The organism is Nocardia sp. 2TAF39, from assembly GCF_052114905.1.
Taxonomy (GTDB): Bacteria; Actinomycetota; Actinomycetes; order Mycobacteriales; family Mycobacteriaceae; genus Nocardia.
The window spans coordinates 17322-32546 of record NZ_JBFRFQ010000021.1; the positions used below are offsets into that span (position 1 = coordinate 17322).

At 68.6% G+C, this 15225-nt stretch carries 17 protein-coding genes; 10 read left to right on the forward strand and 7 right to left on the reverse strand.

Going from position 1 to position 15225, the window contains the following annotated elements; all coding sequences use genetic code 11:
• Positions 1-181: 181 nt before the first annotated feature.
• On the forward strand, positions 182-595 hold the full coding sequence (locus tag AB4Z47_RS15540) for an arsenate reductase ArsC (RefSeq protein WP_441951434.1): 414 nt from the start codon (positions 182-184) through the stop codon (positions 593-595).
• 55 nt (positions 596-650) lie between these two features.
• Complete coding sequence (locus AB4Z47_RS15545; protein ID WP_441951435.1) at positions 651-1055, forward strand: VOC family protein; 405 nt, start codon at positions 651-653, stop codon at positions 1053-1055.
• A gap of 111 nt (positions 1056-1166) precedes the next feature.
• Here AB4Z47_RS15545 and AB4Z47_RS15550 read toward each other — a convergent pair whose 3' ends face one another.
• On the reverse strand, positions 1167-1883 hold the full coding sequence (locus tag AB4Z47_RS15550) for a helix-turn-helix domain-containing protein (protein ID WP_441951436.1): 717 nt from the start codon (positions 1881-1883) through the stop codon (positions 1167-1169).
• 228 nt (positions 1884-2111) lie between these two features.
• Positions 2112-2504, reverse strand: a complete 393-nt coding sequence (locus AB4Z47_RS15555) for a hypothetical protein (protein ID WP_441951438.1) — start codon at positions 2502-2504, stop codon at positions 2112-2114.
• A gap of 440 nt (positions 2505-2944) precedes the next feature.
• Here AB4Z47_RS15555 and AB4Z47_RS15560 point away from each other — a divergent pair, with 440 nt between their 5' ends.
• From AB4Z47_RS15560 to AB4Z47_RS15575, 4 genes are all read left to right on the forward strand, one after another.
• On the forward strand, positions 2945-3712 hold the full coding sequence (locus AB4Z47_RS15560) for a dienelactone hydrolase family protein (protein ID WP_441951440.1): 768 nt from the start codon (positions 2945-2947) through the stop codon (positions 3710-3712).
• A 192-nt stretch (positions 3713-3904) separates the two neighbouring features.
• Positions 3905-5299 carry a bifunctional lysylphosphatidylglycerol flippase/synthetase MprF gene (locus AB4Z47_RS15565; protein ID WP_441951442.1) on the forward strand — a complete coding sequence of 465 codons (1395 nt, stop codon included), beginning with the start codon at positions 3905-3907 and terminating at the stop codon, positions 5297-5299.
• A gap of 33 nt (positions 5300-5332) precedes the next feature.
• On the forward strand, positions 5333-6271 hold the full coding sequence (locus AB4Z47_RS15570; RefSeq protein ID WP_441951444.1) for a threonine/serine dehydratase: 939 nt from the start codon (positions 5333-5335) through the stop codon (positions 6269-6271).
• Between the two features lie 119 nt (positions 6272-6390).
• Entirely contained in the window at positions 6391-6939 is a 549-nt protein-coding gene (locus AB4Z47_RS15575; RefSeq protein WP_441951446.1) for a thioredoxin family protein, read from the forward strand.
• 172 nt (positions 6940-7111) lie between these two features.
• Here AB4Z47_RS15575 and AB4Z47_RS15580 read toward each other — a convergent pair whose 3' ends face one another.
• Entirely contained in the window at positions 7112-8275 is a 1164-nt protein-coding gene (locus AB4Z47_RS15580; protein ID WP_441951447.1) for an MFS transporter, read from the reverse strand.
• A gap of 82 nt (positions 8276-8357) precedes the next feature.
• On the opposite strand from AB4Z47_RS15580, the gene AB4Z47_RS15585 reads away from it, so the two are divergent.
• Positions 8358-8795, forward strand: coding sequence for a MarR family winged helix-turn-helix transcriptional regulator (locus AB4Z47_RS15585; protein ID WP_441951448.1), 438 nt, complete (start codon positions 8358-8360; stop codon positions 8793-8795).
• A gap of 194 nt (positions 8796-8989) precedes the next feature.
• On the opposite strand, the gene AB4Z47_RS15590 is transcribed toward AB4Z47_RS15585, so the two are convergent.
• The gene (locus AB4Z47_RS15590) at positions 8990-9706 is read right to left on the reverse strand and encodes a class I SAM-dependent methyltransferase (protein WP_441951449.1); all 717 of its coding nucleotides are present in this window, start codon (positions 9704-9706) and stop codon (positions 8990-8992) included.
• Positions 9707-9817: 111 nt separating this feature from the next.
• Complete coding sequence (locus AB4Z47_RS15595) at positions 9818-10771, reverse strand: GlxA family transcriptional regulator (RefSeq protein ID WP_441951451.1); 954 nt, start codon at positions 10769-10771, stop codon at positions 9818-9820.
• A 154-nt stretch (positions 10772-10925) separates the two neighbouring features.
• On the opposite strand from AB4Z47_RS15595, the gene AB4Z47_RS15600 reads away from it, so the two are divergent.
• Positions 10926-11381, forward strand: coding sequence for a hypothetical protein (locus AB4Z47_RS15600; RefSeq protein WP_441951453.1), 456 nt, complete (start codon positions 10926-10928; stop codon positions 11379-11381).
• Positions 11382-11425: 44 nt separating this feature from the next.
• On the opposite strand, the gene AB4Z47_RS15605 is transcribed toward AB4Z47_RS15600, so the two are convergent.
• Together AB4Z47_RS15605 and AB4Z47_RS15610 are read right to left on the reverse strand one after the other, a co-directional pair.
• On the reverse strand, positions 11426-12310 hold the full coding sequence (locus AB4Z47_RS15605) for a universal stress protein (protein ID WP_441951454.1): 885 nt from the start codon (positions 12308-12310) through the stop codon (positions 11426-11428).
• A gap of 178 nt (positions 12311-12488) precedes the next feature.
• The gene (locus tag AB4Z47_RS15610; RefSeq protein ID WP_441951456.1) at positions 12489-12878 is read right to left on the reverse strand and encodes a hypothetical protein; all 390 of its coding nucleotides are present in this window, start codon (positions 12876-12878) and stop codon (positions 12489-12491) included.
• Between the two features lie 216 nt (positions 12879-13094).
• On the opposite strand from AB4Z47_RS15610, the gene AB4Z47_RS15615 reads away from it, so the two are divergent.
• The gene (locus AB4Z47_RS15615) at positions 13095-14462 is read left to right on the forward strand and encodes a BTAD domain-containing putative transcriptional regulator (protein ID WP_441951457.1); all 1368 of its coding nucleotides are present in this window, start codon (positions 13095-13097) and stop codon (positions 14460-14462) included.
• Positions 14453-15172 carry a hypothetical protein gene (locus tag AB4Z47_RS15620; RefSeq protein WP_441951458.1) on the forward strand — a complete coding sequence of 240 codons (720 nt, stop codon included), beginning with the start codon at positions 14453-14455 and terminating at the stop codon, positions 15170-15172. Before AB4Z47_RS15615 ends, AB4Z47_RS15620 begins: the two co-directional genes overlap by 10 nt.
• The last annotated feature ends 53 nt before the right edge of the window (positions 15173-15225 follow it).

Consider the following 15225-nt stretch of genomic DNA (forward strand, 5'->3'; position numbering starts at 1 on the left):
CCTGGGATCGGTCCGAGGCGTGTGCACTCATCCGCGTGCGAACGAACGCTGCGCGGTAACGATTCGCGGCTCGCTGGTATACGTATCTCATACGCTACGAAAGCGTTTCGGCTCCAACCACGCCGGGCAGCCGGCCCAGCGGCCAGCACACTCCCTGCTCTGCTCACCGAAAGGCGTTCTCATGGCCCACAAACCCAGTGTGCTGTTCGTCTGCGTGCACAACGCGGGCAGATCGCAGATGGCCACCGGGTTACTCACCGCGCTCGCCGATGACCGGATCGACGTGCGGTCGGCGGGCAGCGCGCCCGCCGAGGCGCTCAACCCGACCGTCGTCGAAGCCATGGCCGAGATAGGCATCGACATCTCCGGCCACACCCCGAAGCCACTGACGATGGATGCCATCGGCATCTCCGATGTCGTGGTCACGATGGGCTGCGGCGACGCGTGCCCGTACTTCCCCGGCATCAGCTATCGCGACTGGGTGCTCCCGGATCCCTCCGAGCAGACCCTCGACGTGGTCCGCACCATCCGCGACCGCATCCGCATCCTGGTGGAGAACCTGATCGCGGAGCTCGTCCCCGCACCCGCGCGCTGACCGGTTGTCCGATTCGTTCAAGACCCAGCAGCCCGACGCTGCCTACGCTGCCGATATGACTCCACAACTCGACGTCATCGGCATCATTGTCACCGACATGGCTGCAGCGGTCGCCTTCTATCGCCGTCTCGGCCTCGACTTTCCCGCGGGTTCCGAGCAGGAAGCGCACGCCGAGGCGGCCGTGCCCAACGGACTGCGGCTCACGCTGGACACCGAGTCCGTCATCCGGTCGTTCCACCCCGACTGGACGCCCCCGCACGGCGGCGGCCGCGTCGGCATCGCCTTCCGCTGCGCCGACCCCGCCGAGGTCGACGCCGTCTATGCCGACCTGGTGGACGCCGGTTACCACGGCGAGCTGAAACCATGGGACGCCTTCTGGGGCCAGCGCTACGCGGTGGTCCACGACCCCGACGGCAACGGGATCGACCTCTACGCCGCCCTTCCGACCACCACCGGATAGCCAGGCTGCCGACGCACCGATCGCGACCGCGGACCTACACGTCGCACGAGGCTCGACCATGCACCGAATTCGACCGAGGTCACTACGAGGCCATACGAACGACGGGGCGCGCTACGACCTGGCGAGCAACTCCGTCAACGAAATCCCTGCCAGTGCGCGCACATCACGGGACAGGTGCGCCTGGTCGGCAAACCCCGCCAGCGCCGCAGTCTCGGCGAGCGGCACGCCGCGGCGCGCCGCCGCCAGGGCGCGTTGCAGGCGCAGCACCCTGGCAAGGGTTTTGGGGCCGTAGCCGAACGCGGCCAAGGACCGGCGATGCAGGGTCCGCTCGCCCATACCGGCGCTGGCGGCGATCGCCGCCACCGACCGACCGGCGTCCAACGCAGCGGCCATCCGCCCCACGAGCGGATCGGCCTGATCGGCCACGGCCGCGCGGCGCAGTACGACCGTTTCCAGCGCCGCGGCCGGGTCGTCGGCAGCCTCGAGCTGTCCGACGAGCGACCGGACCGCTGACGAGGGCCATAGATCCGCGAGATCGACACGCCGATCGCGCACCTCATGCGCAGGGACGCCGAGCAGCGCGGGCGCCGTGCCTGGCGAGAACCGGACGCCGACGTACCGGCCGCCGTCCGACGCCGGCGGATGGTGGGCGCGAGTGTCCGGCCCGGCGACCACCAGTCGCCCGGCCCTCCAGATCAGATCCATGCAGCCGTCGGGCAGCACGGGCAGTATCGGGCCCATGCCGTCGACGGTCTTGGTCCACAGCACGGCTCCATCGAACCGCGACGGTCGCTCGCGGTACTGCCCCGTACCTCCGACCTCGTCCACCTCGCCGACGCTACTCCCGACGACCGACCGAAACCCTTTCCGTTCGCAACCGCGAGCAGTGCCATACCGATTCCGGCCACCGGGAGCCACTTCTGGTTGCGCAACCAGCTGACCCCAGGATGATGCTGCAGGCACTCACGTCCGGCGCCCCACTCCGGTGCCGGTGGCCTGAGCACCTCAGGTCGACCGAGCGGTGCGTTTCGATCTCCGCGATCGTCTCCGCTGCGGTCAGCGGGGACTGGGCGGCGCGACCGGAACTACGCCGCGCGGGGCGACGCGAATGTACGGATCGGGGTGCGCTGCGGCGATTTTCGATTCCGGATCTTTGCAGCCGACGGTTACATCGCCGGTCGGCGCGGAAGAAAACGTCCACAGCGTCATCCACTCCATGCCGCCCACGGTCTCAATCTTCTTCACGTCCGAAGACCGCAGATCTTCGTTCCGTCCTGAACTTTCGGTCACCGTACAACGAATAGCGTCGGCCGCCTCTCCCCATGCGACCGGCACCCTGATATCCAGCACCGCGTCTGCGGGCACCGAGACGGTCTTCATCTCACCCAGCAAAATCCGGACAACACTGCCTGCTTCGTCGTCGTCGCGTGCGTCCGGCGTCGCGAGCACCGAACTCGGTGCCACGGCCGCGACACTCGCCGATGTCGATTCCCCGCTCGCCGACGTATCATCGGAACACCCCGACACGGTGGCGACGACCAGCGCGGGAACCGCCATCCAGATCAGTTTCACAGTTCAGACCTCTCGTCGCGCCCCGTCCCAAGGCGATCGGTACAGATCAGCGATACAACTGAGCATGACAACGTCGAAGTGAAAAATGTCGGCTACACGCCGTAGAAAATCGGCAATTCGACGGCAATGGGAAGAATCTGCCCGATGTCACCGAAACTCCTCGCTGAATCGTAGGCCCTTCGGCGATATTCGATACCGACTTCGGGTAATCGGTTTGCCGCCGAAGGGTTCTCGCCCTGCTGTCGTCGGGCAACCGGAGTGCGGCACGGTGCGGTGGATAGGATCGCGCTGGTCGTTCGCATTCGCACGGAGGCCTGATGACTTCGCCTGTCATGTTCGAACAGATCGATCTATCGCTGCCCGACGGCACCGCCGATTCCTATTCGGCCCGTCCCGACGACAGCGCTCGCCATCCCGGTGTGCTGTTCTTCATGGACGCCTACGGCCTGCGCCCGTGGTTGCGGGAAATGGTGGAGACGATCGCCGCGCACGGCTACACCGTGCTCGCACCCAACGTCTTCTACCGCTCCGGCCGCGCCCCAGTCCTGCCCATGCCCGATCGGAGCGACCCAGACGCCCACGCGGCGTTTTTCGCCGCGCTCGGTCCCATGCGCGCGGCGCTGACCCCGGAGAAGGCGATCGAGGACACGAACGCCTATCTCGACTGGCTCGCCGCCTCCGAGTTCGTCACCCCGGGCGCGCGCGCGACCGGCTACTGCATGGGCGGCAGGCTGGCGTTGCGTACCGCGGCGGCCTTCGGCGCCCAGGTGGCCGCCGCGGCGAGCTTCCACGGCGGCTACCTGGCCGACGACGACCGCCCCGACAGTCCGCACCACGACGCGGCGAGCATCACCGCGGAACTGTTCATCGCCCACGCCGACCAGGACGGTGCGATGCCGCCCGACCAGATCGAGCGGCTGGAAGCGGCGCTGGACACTGCGAACGTGCGCTACACCTCGGCGGTCTACCCGGACGCCCGGCACGGCTTCACCATGCGTGAACACGGCCGGGAAGACGCCTACCAACGGCACCTGCGGGACCTGTTCGCACTGCTCGATCGCGCCTTCCCCACCACGGCGGAATAGACTCGGATTCATCCGATGTTTCGCCTGGGGTCGGCCCCGGAGCCAGGTGTCGGCCGTACGGCCCAGCTCCGATACGACATTGCCCATGGAACCGCCGGTTCCGCATAGTGTGTTGGTAGGCGATCATCGGGAGGACCACCATGGCGAGACTGTTGTGGCTGGGGATACGCGACAACGGTGCGGGGTACGGGGATGTCTGACGAACGGGAATCCGCAGGATCGCGCACGCTACGCGCCACCACGCTTACCGGCTACCGGGAAGCCTCCTTCACCACCACGCCCGCGACGCGCACGGCGCTGATCACGGCAGCAGTCGTAATCGCCGCGATACTGACCTACGAAGCCGACGCCACCTCGCATGACGGCGTCGACCACGGCTGGTTCGTGGCCCTCGCGCTGGCCGGACTCTTCGTGGCCCGCGGGCTGCACCTGCGCCGTCCGATCACTCTCCCGCATTTCGCGGCCGCCGTGCTGGTGCTGGCCATCGCCCACCTCGCCTACCGCGCCCAGCACCCCGGCGTCGGCTTCGTCCTGCTCACCGCCACAGGCGTCATCCTGGTCCTACCGCAGTCCAGCAGACCGCAGCCCGACCAGCTGTACCGGGTGGCCGAACTGGTCGGCCGCACCCATGGCGACCCATTGGCGCCGTTCGCATTGCATTCGTCCAAGACCTACTTCTTCAACGAGCACTCGACCGCGGCGATCGGCTACCGCACCCGCTTCGGAATCGCCGTCGTGGCGGGCGATCCGCTCGGCGACCGTGCCGCTTTCCCCGGACTACTCACCCAGTTCTCCGAATTCGCGGTCGATCACGGCTGGCGCATCGCTGTGCTCGGCGCGAGCCCGGAGCTGGCCGATCTGTGGCGGCTGCGCGCGCTGGAACACCGTGGGCTGCACGCGGTGCCGATCGGCCGCGACGTAGTGATCGATGTGAACGAGTTCGACCTGGTCGGGCGCAAGTTCCGCAACCTGCGCCAAGCCGTGAGCCGCACCAGGAACTTCGGTGTCACCACCGAGGTGCTGTACGAGTCGGCGCTGCCCGAGGCGCAGCGCGCGGAACTGCTCGCCATCGTCGACGAATGGGGCCGTGGCAGGCAGACCCGCGGCTTCTCGATGATCCTGGACCACCTGCTGGACGCACGTAACCCGAACATGCTGGTCGTCATCGCCAACGACGCGAACGGCAGTCCGGCCGGCTTCCAGCGCTACGGCATGTCCGGGCGCGGTCGCGAACTCAGCCTCGATGTCCCGTGGCGGCGCGGTGACGCACCCAACGGCTTGGACGAACGCATGATCATCGATTTAGTCGATTATGCGAAAACCCATGACATCCAACGGATCTCGCTTGCCTTCGCGCCGTTTCCCGAATTGTTCGCCGACAAGCACAAGTCACGAACAGCCCGGCTGATCGCCCTGCTGGTGCACCTGGGCGATCCGCTGATCCGGCTGGAATCGCTCTACCGTTTCCTGCGCAAGTTCCACGCGCTGGCCGATCAGCGCTACGTGTTGATCCGCTGGCGCGAGGTGGTCGTGGCCGCCGCGGCCCTCCTTACCCTGGAGTTCGCCCCGCACCGCCACGAGCACTGAGCGGTGCCACCCGACCATGCCCCGAGGAGCACCATGGAACTGACCCACAGCGACGTGAAGGCCGCGGTGGAAAGAGTGGCCGGTCTGGTGCGTCCGGTCACCGTCGCGCAGGCGGATACCACCGGGGAGCTGTGGTTCGCACTGGAGTTCATGCAGCACACCGGAAGCTTCAAGGCCCGCGGCGCGCAGAATTTTCTGCTCACCCACCTGGAGAACGGCACGCTGCCAGCGGCGGGCGTAACGATCGCCTCGGGTGGCAACGCCGGGCTGGCCTGCGCGTGGGCAGCGCGCAGTCAGCGGGTTCGGGCGACGGTGTTCGTGCCGACCACCGCGCCGAAGGTCAAGGTGGACCGGCTCGTCTCCTACGGTGCCGACGTGCGGCCGGTCGGAACGCAATACGCCGACGCGCTCGCGGCCGGCCACGAATTCGCCGACGCGACCGGCGCCCTGCCCTCCCATGCCTATGACAACCCGCTCATCGCGGCCGGTGCGGGCACGCTGATGGAGGAGATTCACCGGCAGATCCCGGACCTCGACACCGTCGTGGTCGCGGTCGGCGGTGGTGGACTGTTCTCCGGAATCGTCACCGCCGCCGACCACTACGGCATCCGGGTGGTCGCCGTCGAGCCCGCTCGCTGCCGTGCGCTCAACGCCGCGATCACGGCGGGGCGAGTCGTCGACGTGGAGGTCGACTCGATCGCCGCCGACTCGCTCGGGGCGCGCCGGACCTCGGAGATGGCGCTGGCGGCCGCACAACGCTACGACGTGGACTCGGTGCTGGTCGACGACGCCGACATCGTCGCGGCGCGCCGCGCGATATGGGCGGACCGCCGGGTGGCCGTCGAACACGCTGCGGCGACCGCCCTTGCGGCGATGCTCGGCGACACCCCGGGGTTCCGGCCTACGTCCGGCGAGAAGGTGTGCGTGGTGCTGTGCGGCGCGAACACCGATCCCTCGGATCTGGCCGGGTAAACCGGGCGCCACGCCACGCCACGCCACGCCGATGGACGGCGAGTCGGCTCATTACCGACAAACCGGGCGGTACGGGGTTAGGCTCGGGTGTCGTCTTCGATCCCGACGGAAGGCACACCATGGCGTTCGAATCCCTCATGGTTACCCTCGGTACCCCGTTGCCCGAGTTCTCCCTTCCTGACCTCGACCAGCGGATATACTCCCGCACCGATTTCGAGGCCGGACCGGGACTGCTGGTCGTCTTCGCCTGCAACCACTGCCCCTATGTCAAACACATCGAAGCCGCGCTCGGCGAACTGGTCGACTCGCTACCGTCCCTGCCGACGGTGGCGATCTGCACCAACGACGCGGCCGCCTACCCGGAGGACGCACCGCTGCGGCTGCGCGACCAGGCGATCCGGGCGGGCTGGACCTTTCCCTATCTCGTCGACGAGACCCAGCAAGTCGGACGGGCGTTCCGCGCCGCGTGCACCCCGGATTTCTTCCTCTACGACGCGAACTTCGAACTCGCCTACCGCGGCGCCTTCGATGAATCGACGCCGGGCAACGGAAAACCCGTGACCGGCAGCGACTTGCGCGACGCCGTCGAGGCCGTGCTGGCGGGCAGACCCGCGCCGGAACCACAGCGGCCCAGCATGGGCTGCTCGATCAAATGGCGAGACGCCTGAAAACCTTCCCGTGCTGCCACACGCGTCGAATCGCACCGCGGGAGTTTGTGGCACGGCGACCGACCGACAGGCGAACTCGCCGAGATTCTTCCATCGCCACCGCGCGCCATGACGGCCACAGCGGGCAGCCGTGCTCCGCCCACTATCCGACGAAGGCCGCGCGGCCGTCGTCTTACGGACAGGTCGCCGACACAAGCCTGCGGTCACGCCAGAGCAGATACCCCGCGACCGCCACGCCGAGCAGAGTGAACGCTGCACCGACCGGATACAGCGACCGCAAACCTGAGCCGTCGCCGATCACCCAGCCACCCAGCCGTCCCGCGCACGCCGCGGCCAGCTGGAACCCGGACGCGTTCACCGCAACAGCCAGTGTCGGGGCCGCGGTGGCCGCCGCGACCACACGGGTCTGCATCCCGGGGATGATCGCGAACGCCAGCCCGCCGAGCACGAACGTCAGTGCGACCACCAGTAGCGGAACGCCGCCGGCCGCCCAGAACAGCATCAGCACCCCGGCGAGCGCGGCGAGCAGCGCGGTTACCGAAGGCAGCAGGGCTCGGTCGGCGAGTCGGCCGCCGAGCTGGTTGCCGACCACCGCGCCGATGCCGTAGACGAGTAGCAGAATCGGCGCCGCGCTTGCCGTAAACCCGGCGACCTCGGTCAGCAACGGCGTGATGTAGGTGAAGACCATGACGACGCCGATGTTGCCGACAGCGGTGAGGGCGATCGCCCACAGCACATCGCGATCGGTGAACACCCGGAGTTCACCCCGGACCGCGCCGGCGGTGACCCCTGGCCGACTGGGCACGAAGCGAAGGACCAGCGGCAGCGCGGCGGCAGCGCAGAGGGCCACGGCCACGAATGTTGCCCGCCAGCTCAGACTTTGGCTGATACCCGCGCCGAGCGGAGTGCCGAGCACGATGCCCAGGTTCATGCCGAGCGCCACGCGCGCCACCGCCGCGGCTTCCCTGCCCGGCTGAGCGGTAGACACCGCGGTGGCGATCGCGACCGCGAAGAAGGTAGCGACCACCGACCCTGCCGCGCCCCGCATCAGCAGCAGCGCAACGTAGTTCGGCGCGAGGGCCGATCCGAGGTTCGCCACTATCGATACCAGCACCAGACCGACGACCAAGGGCTTGCGCGCCACCCGCGCGGTCAGCACCGTGACCACCGGACCGCCGACGATCATGCCGATCGCGTACGCGGTCACCAACGTTCCCGCCGCCGCCACCGACACCTCCAGCCCGCCCGCCACCTCGGGCAGGATGCCCGCGATCACGAACTCACCGGTCGTGAGACTGAACACCACCAACATCAGGGCAAATACCGCAGTCCGCATCCCGCACCTCCAACTAGTTACAACTCGAATGATACGAACTAGAACTATCACAGTTCGAATCGAACGCACTAGACTCGGAGCAATGACGCGGGAGCCTAACCCCACGGTGGACACCGAACTCGACCGCGACGTGTGCAAACTGGTGCACCGGTTCACCCACCGCCTCGACGTGCATGTTCGCCACGTCGCCGAACAGCTCGAACTCACCCCCTCGCAGGTCATCGCCCTGCGCGAGCTGTCGGAGCCGATCACCGCACGGGAGCTGGCAGCGCGGATGTCGTGCGAACCGTCCAACGCGACGTTCGTGCTGGATCGACTCGAGCAGCAGGATCTGATCCGGCGCGAGCCACACCCCACGGACCGGCGGGCCAAGCAGATCGTGCTGACATCGGCGGGTCAGCGCCGACGCTACGACGCGCTCGAACTGCTCGGTGCGAACTCACCACTGACATCGCTCACCGCACCCCAGCAGCAGGCGCTACGCGATCTGCTGCGCACGATGACGTCCGCCCCCCAGTGACCCGGCGCCGACCCGCGACCGGATCGACAGTCGCGATGCACGACGCTCGTGCACGATGCCCTTGAACCCGGTTCACGGCGATCGGCGACATCCTCTCCACCGGTACCGACGGAGAGGCAGCCGGCTACACGAGTGGCGTGTGTTATCTGACCCGACGGTGCGGCGAGCGGAAACTCATCGGTTGCCGGAAGCAATCAGATCCGCTCGGCTTCGAGCACCCAGACCGGCAGCAACAGCGCGCCCTCCTCGTCGAACTCCAGCGGAACCCCGCGCCCGGCAAGCATCTCCTGCATGGGCGGGGGCGGCGTGATCGCCGTCAGCACGTCGGGCCGCAGCGCCGTCCGCCGCCAGTTCGGCATGTCGAACGCGCTCGCCACCTCGGCTTCCTCGATCGAGTACGGCGCGTAGGCATCGCTGTATTCGGTCCGGGCGAAGCAGAACTGGATCAGCCGGGCGCCCGGCCGCATCACCCGCCGCAGCGCCGCTACGTGCGCCACCCGCTGCTCCCGGTCCAGGCAGTGCAGCAGGGCGCTGCTGACCACGGTGTCGAATCGGTCGTCGTAGCCGGCGAGCTCGGTGGCGTCGGCTACAGCGAACGACACCGCTACCTCACACTCGGCGGCGCGGGCGCGGGCGCGCTCGACGGCAGTGGGAGCGAGGTCCAGCCCGGTCACCCGATAGCCGAGTCCGGCCAGATAGATCGACGAATCGCCTGGGCCGCAGCCGACGTCGAGCACGTCGCCGCCGATTCGGCCCACGCGTTCGAACTCGACGAGCAGGGGCTGCGGTTTGCCGATTTCCCATGGCAGACGATCCATGACGAGGCCTTCGGCGACCGCGCCGCTGCGATACGCCTGTTCGAAGTCGATGGCGGCGGGGTCGAGCTGGGGTGTTGCGTCACTCTCGGTCATATCGGAGCTGTCCCTCGTTTCGATGGTGGATCGCAGGGGATTTCGACGACCGCATCCTACCGAAAACCGGAGAGTGCAACTCCGGTTTTTCTGTCTCACCCGCCTCGGTTGTCAGACCGTTCCGCCAGAGCCGTGGAAAGCCGCCCGGTAGCTGCGCGGACTGGTGCCGACCACCCGCTTGAACCGGTCGCGGAAGGCGGTGGGCGAGCCGAATCCCACCTGACCCGCGATCCGGTCGACCGGATGCCCCGTCGACTCGAGCAGGTGTTGCGCCTGCCGGATACGCGCACGGAGCAGCCACTGCAACGGCGTGGTCCCGGTGTGCTCGCGAAAGCGACGGTTGAGCGTGCGGGCGCTCATCCCGGCATGCGCGGCTATGTCGTCCAGGGTCAGATCCTTCGCGGCATTGTCCTGCATCCACAGCAGGACAGGTTCCAGCGTCGAGCCGCGCGGGGTGGGCGGCTGGTCATGCACGATGAATTGCGCCTGTCCTCCTTCCCTTTCAAGCGGGACGACCGACAGCCTGGCCGCGTCGGCGGCGACGGCCGAGCCGTAGTCACGGCGAATCATGTGCAGGCACAGATCGATTCCGGCCGCCGCACCCGCCGAGGTGAGCAGTTGCCCGTTGTCTACGTACAGCACGTCCGGGTCCACCTCGACGGCGGGATAGCGTGCGGCGAGTTCCGCCGCGGCGAGCCAGTGCGTGGTCGCGCGGTATCCATCCAGCAATCCGGTGGCGGCGAGGATGAACGCGCCGGAACAGATGGACGCGATGCGGGTGCCCGCCGCGGCGGCCCGGCGCAGCGCGGCGATCGCCTCGTCCGGTACCCGCACGCCCGGATCAGAGCAGCCGGGCACGACGATCGTGGCGTCGGCCAGCGCTTCGAGCCCCCAGGGCGGTCGCAGGGTGAACATTCCGGCGTCGACCGTCGGTGCAGCCCCGCAGACCCATACCCGATACGCGGGACGGCCGTCGGGCAGCCGAGCGCGGCCGAATACCTCGGCGGGCGTGGCCAAATCGAACGCGATGACCTGATCCAAGGCGAGTACGGCCACCGTTTGCATGGCAAAATAATAGTTCAGCAGCCAAATCCAGCCAATATCACCGAGCTGCGAATTCGAATCGAACCACCAGTGTCAGCCGGATGGCGAGAATCGACCGAGATATGGCAATTCTGCCTATTCCTCTGGCTCGCGGAGCTGGCTAGCGTCGAGCGCTGTGACAAAGTTCTTGCTCTCGGTCCATGTGCTGGCCGTGATCATCGCCGTCGGCCCCGTGACGGTGGCGGCGAGCATGTTTCCCGCGACCACGCGCCGTGCCCGCACCGCACCGGCGACCGACCACGGCCCGGCCGTCCTCGGCACGTTGCACCGCATCTGCCGGGTCTACGCCCTCCTCGGCCTCATCGTTCCGGCTTTCGGCCTGCTCACCGCGCTCAGCCTCGGCGTGCTCGGCGACGCCTGGCTGGTGGCGTCGATCGGTGTCACCGCCGCCGCGGCGGGCGTGCTGGCACTGCTCGTCCTGCCCGGCCAGCAGAAGATTCTCGCCGACCTCACCGGAACAACACCGGCGCCGATCCGGCGCCTCGCCATGGACACCGGGGTGTTCAACCTCCTGTGGGCGGTGGTCACCGTCCTGATGATCGTCCGGCCCGGGTCGACGACAGGGGCGTGAGGCTCAGCTGACGAATCGGCTCGCCACCCTGGGCACGGACTTGGTCACTGAGGGTCGCGGACGATCATGATCGGACACTCCACCGACAGCAGCAGCGCCTGGCTGGTCGAGCCGAAGAGCATGCTCGCGAACCCGCCGCGGCCCCGGCTGCCGACTACGAGCAGCTGCGCGCAGTCGGATCGTTCGAGCAGATAACGCTCAGGCCGATCCGTCACGATCTCGCGGTGGATCTCGACATCGGGGAAGCGCTCCTGCCATCCGGCCAGGCTCTCCGCGAGCACGATCTGCTTTTCGGGGTCGGTGGCGATGTCGGCATCCGGCGCGGCAGGCAACCCGACGCCGGTCCACGCGTGCAGCGCGAGAAGCGGCACCTTCCGCGCCGACGCCTCGATCAGCGCCGCCTCGATCGCGGGTTCGCTGATTCGCGTGCCGTCCACGCCGACCACGACCGGCTGCTTCCTGGCTTTCGCCGTGAGCGGCGCACCCTCCCGGACTACGACCACCGGGCAGTGCGCCCGCCGCGCCAGCGCAGCGCTGACCGAACCGAGCAGCGCTCGCCGCACTGTGCCCCGCTCCCGGGTGCCGACCACTATCGTGCGCGCCTCAACGGTACGGTCCAGCAGCGTTGGACCGACGACCTGGTGCACCAGCTCGGCGGTGATGTCGATGTCGCGCAGAGCACGGACTGCGAGGAGTGCCTCCTGGTTGGCGGTGTCGAGCACCCAGCGCCCATGCCCCTCCAGCCGGGCATAGTCGGTGCTGGTGAGCGGCTCGGTGATCCCAGGTCCGTAGTCGGCGGTCGGATCGATGACGTGAACGAGATGCAGTGATGCGTTGTGCAGTGCCGCCGTCTGCGCGCCCCACGCGACGGCCGCCGCCGATCCGGCGGACCCATCCACGCCGACCACGATCGGTCCGTCGCGTCGCATGATCACTTCCTCCCAGGATGAAAGGTCGAGCTCAGCATTCCGCCGCAACCGACAGTACCGGCAGTAGGACGATGAACCGTGGTCGGAGCGCCGATGGTCATCGACCGCTGCGGCATGACCGGTGCCATGCCGCCCACCCGGCCGCAGGTTGTTGCCGAACGTTAGCCCTGCGGCGCCGTCAGCCGCCGAAAACGGTGCAGGCGTATCCCAGATGCACCCCGTTGCCGACCCGGATATCAATGCTCGCGATGAACGGCGCGTCCGGCTCCTGAACAGCGCTGACGGTGTGTATGCCGGGGGTGGCGGGCACCCAGTCGATCAGTGCGACGCCGCCGGAGGGGCGCACCACGCCGAAGGGAACTCCGTTGTCGTAGAAGGCAACCGGTGCGACGACGTCGGTGACCGTGGCACGCGCGGTGTAGGTGCAACCCGTCCCGTAGTTCGTCGCCGACCCGAAATCGAGGCCGGGATACATCCCGACCTGCGTCACCGTGGCTCCGGCCGACGGCACGGTACATATCGCCGCGGCCCCGAAGACCGCCGCTACCGCACCCGCTCGCATCGTCATGTTGGTCCTGTCTGTCCTGATTACGGCGCCGGGGCACGCGCACCGGCGAGATACCTAGATCCTCACTCCACCAGAGTCTCGACGGGATGCAAACCGCTGAACGCCCAAAGGAAGGCGACCGTTCCGGTCGAACGCGCATCGGTCCGTCGCGGGCGGCGGCGAATTCGCGGACACCGCCCCGCCGAGCGCGAAGCACCATACGGCAGGCTTAGTGACGTGCGCGTGTTGATGCTCGGCCCGTTCGAGGTGCGGGGGGACGATGATCGGCCGATCGAGATCGCCGGAACCCGCGTGCGGGCCCTGCTGGCACGGCTGGCCATGGCCGCGGACCGCGTCGTCTCCGCGGACGCATTGATCGACGCGATCTGGGCGGACCACCCGCCGGCGAGCGGGGCCAACGCCCTCCAGGCACTCGTCTCCCGCGTCCGCAGGGCGATCGGCACCGAGCGTGTGGCGGGCGTGGCGCCCGGCTACCGGCTGCGGGTCGATCCCGTCGACGTCGACCTGATCCGCTTCGAATGGCTGGCCGCGTCCGGACGTGCGTCCAGCGACCTGGCCGCGCTGCGAGAAGCCGAATCGCTGTGGCGCGGGCCCGCGCTGAACGACCTGTTGGAGCTGCGCTTCGCGGCGGAGGCCGCGGTCCGGTTGGACGAACTGCGGCGCGAGGCCACCGAGCACCGACTCGGGCTCGAACTGGCCGCCGGCCAGGACGTCCTCGACGAACTGCGCACGCTGGCCGAGGCGCACCCGCTCGCGGAGCCGGTGCAGGGGCTGCTCATCCGCGCGCTGTATACCGCCGGTAGACAGGCCGACGCGCTGGCGGCCTACGAACGAACCAGAGGGCGGCTCGCCGACGAGCTCGGCGTCGACCCGTCCCCCGAGCTCGCCGATCTGCACCTGGCCGTCCTGCGTCAGAACGCATCGGCGCCGCGGCGCAGAACCAACCTGCGCGCCCAGGTCACCAGCTTCGTCGGCCGCGAGGCCGACGTGGCCGAGCTGACCGCACGGCTGGCGACCGCCCGCCTGATCACCCTCGTCGGTCCCGGCGGCGCGGGCAAAACACGTCTCGCGGTCGAAGTGGCCGAGCGGATGGACGACGCGGTGTGGCTGGTCGAGTTGGCCGCGGTGACCGACCCACCCCAGGTCGCCTCGGCGGTACCGACCACTATCGGAGTCCGGGAAGTCGGCCTGCTGGAACAGCCGAGCGGCGATCCGGCGGACCGGCTGGCGGAGTTCCTCGCCGATCAGAGCACGCTACTGGTCCTGGACAACTGCGAACACCTGGTGGAACCGGTCGCGGACCTGGTGGACCGACTGCTCGGCAGCTGCCCACGGCTGCGGATCCTCGCCACCAGCCGGGAATCACTCGCGACCGCGGGCGAGCACATTCACCAGATCGGCCCGCTCCCATGGCCCGACGAGTCCCCCGCAGCCGAAACCTTCCCCGCCGTCCGGCTTTTCGCTGAACGAACGATTGCCGTCCGCCCCGATTTCGTGCTCGGCCCCGACAACACCGCCCACGTCGTCGAGATCTGCCGCAGGCTCGACGGCCTCCCGTTGGCCTCTCCGCCACGTTGCGGCTGATCGCCGAGCGCAGCCTGCGCCGTGGCGAGTTGACCGCGGCAGTGGCCGCGCTCATCCGCGCCGCCGCGGCGATCGAGGAACTCCGCAGCGCGGGTGACGCTGCCGCGGTCGGCGCCGAGCTGACAACGGTTCTCGCCCGTCTCGGCGAACTCGACCGGGCAGAGGCGGCCTCCGTGCGTGCCCGAGCACACGCGGAGGCGGCGGGCGAAACGAGAACCGTCGTCTATGTCCGAGTCGCCCACGCCGAACTACTGTTACGTCGCGGCGATCGGCAGGCGGCGCTGCGCGAACTCGACCGCACCATGACCGGTCTCGGCCACAGCGCATTCGCGTCGCGAATCCGCCTGCTGTGCACGGCCTTTCGGGCCATGATCGCGCTGTTGGACGACGACGCGGAAACCGCCCGTCATACTCTGGCTGCCGCCGACCTGGACGGGGCGCATACCGCAGACCTGGCCATGCTCGCCCACTCGCGCGCAGCGTTGGCGGTGCACGAGGGCGACCACACCGCCGCGGCCAACCTGATCGGCATTGCCGCCGGCCTGTTCGGCACCGAGGATCAGCGCGGCTACGACAACCTGCTCGCCCCGGCCGACCACGCCCGCGCGGCACTCGGGGCCGCCTTCACCGCGGAGTACGAGTGCACCGCGTCACTACCGCCGGAGGCCGCGGTCGCCTACCTGCGCTCGCACGCCACACGGCCGAGGTGACGCGGATACTCGAGCAACCGAACGGTGCGCTCCCTCTCCCGACACGGTCGCTC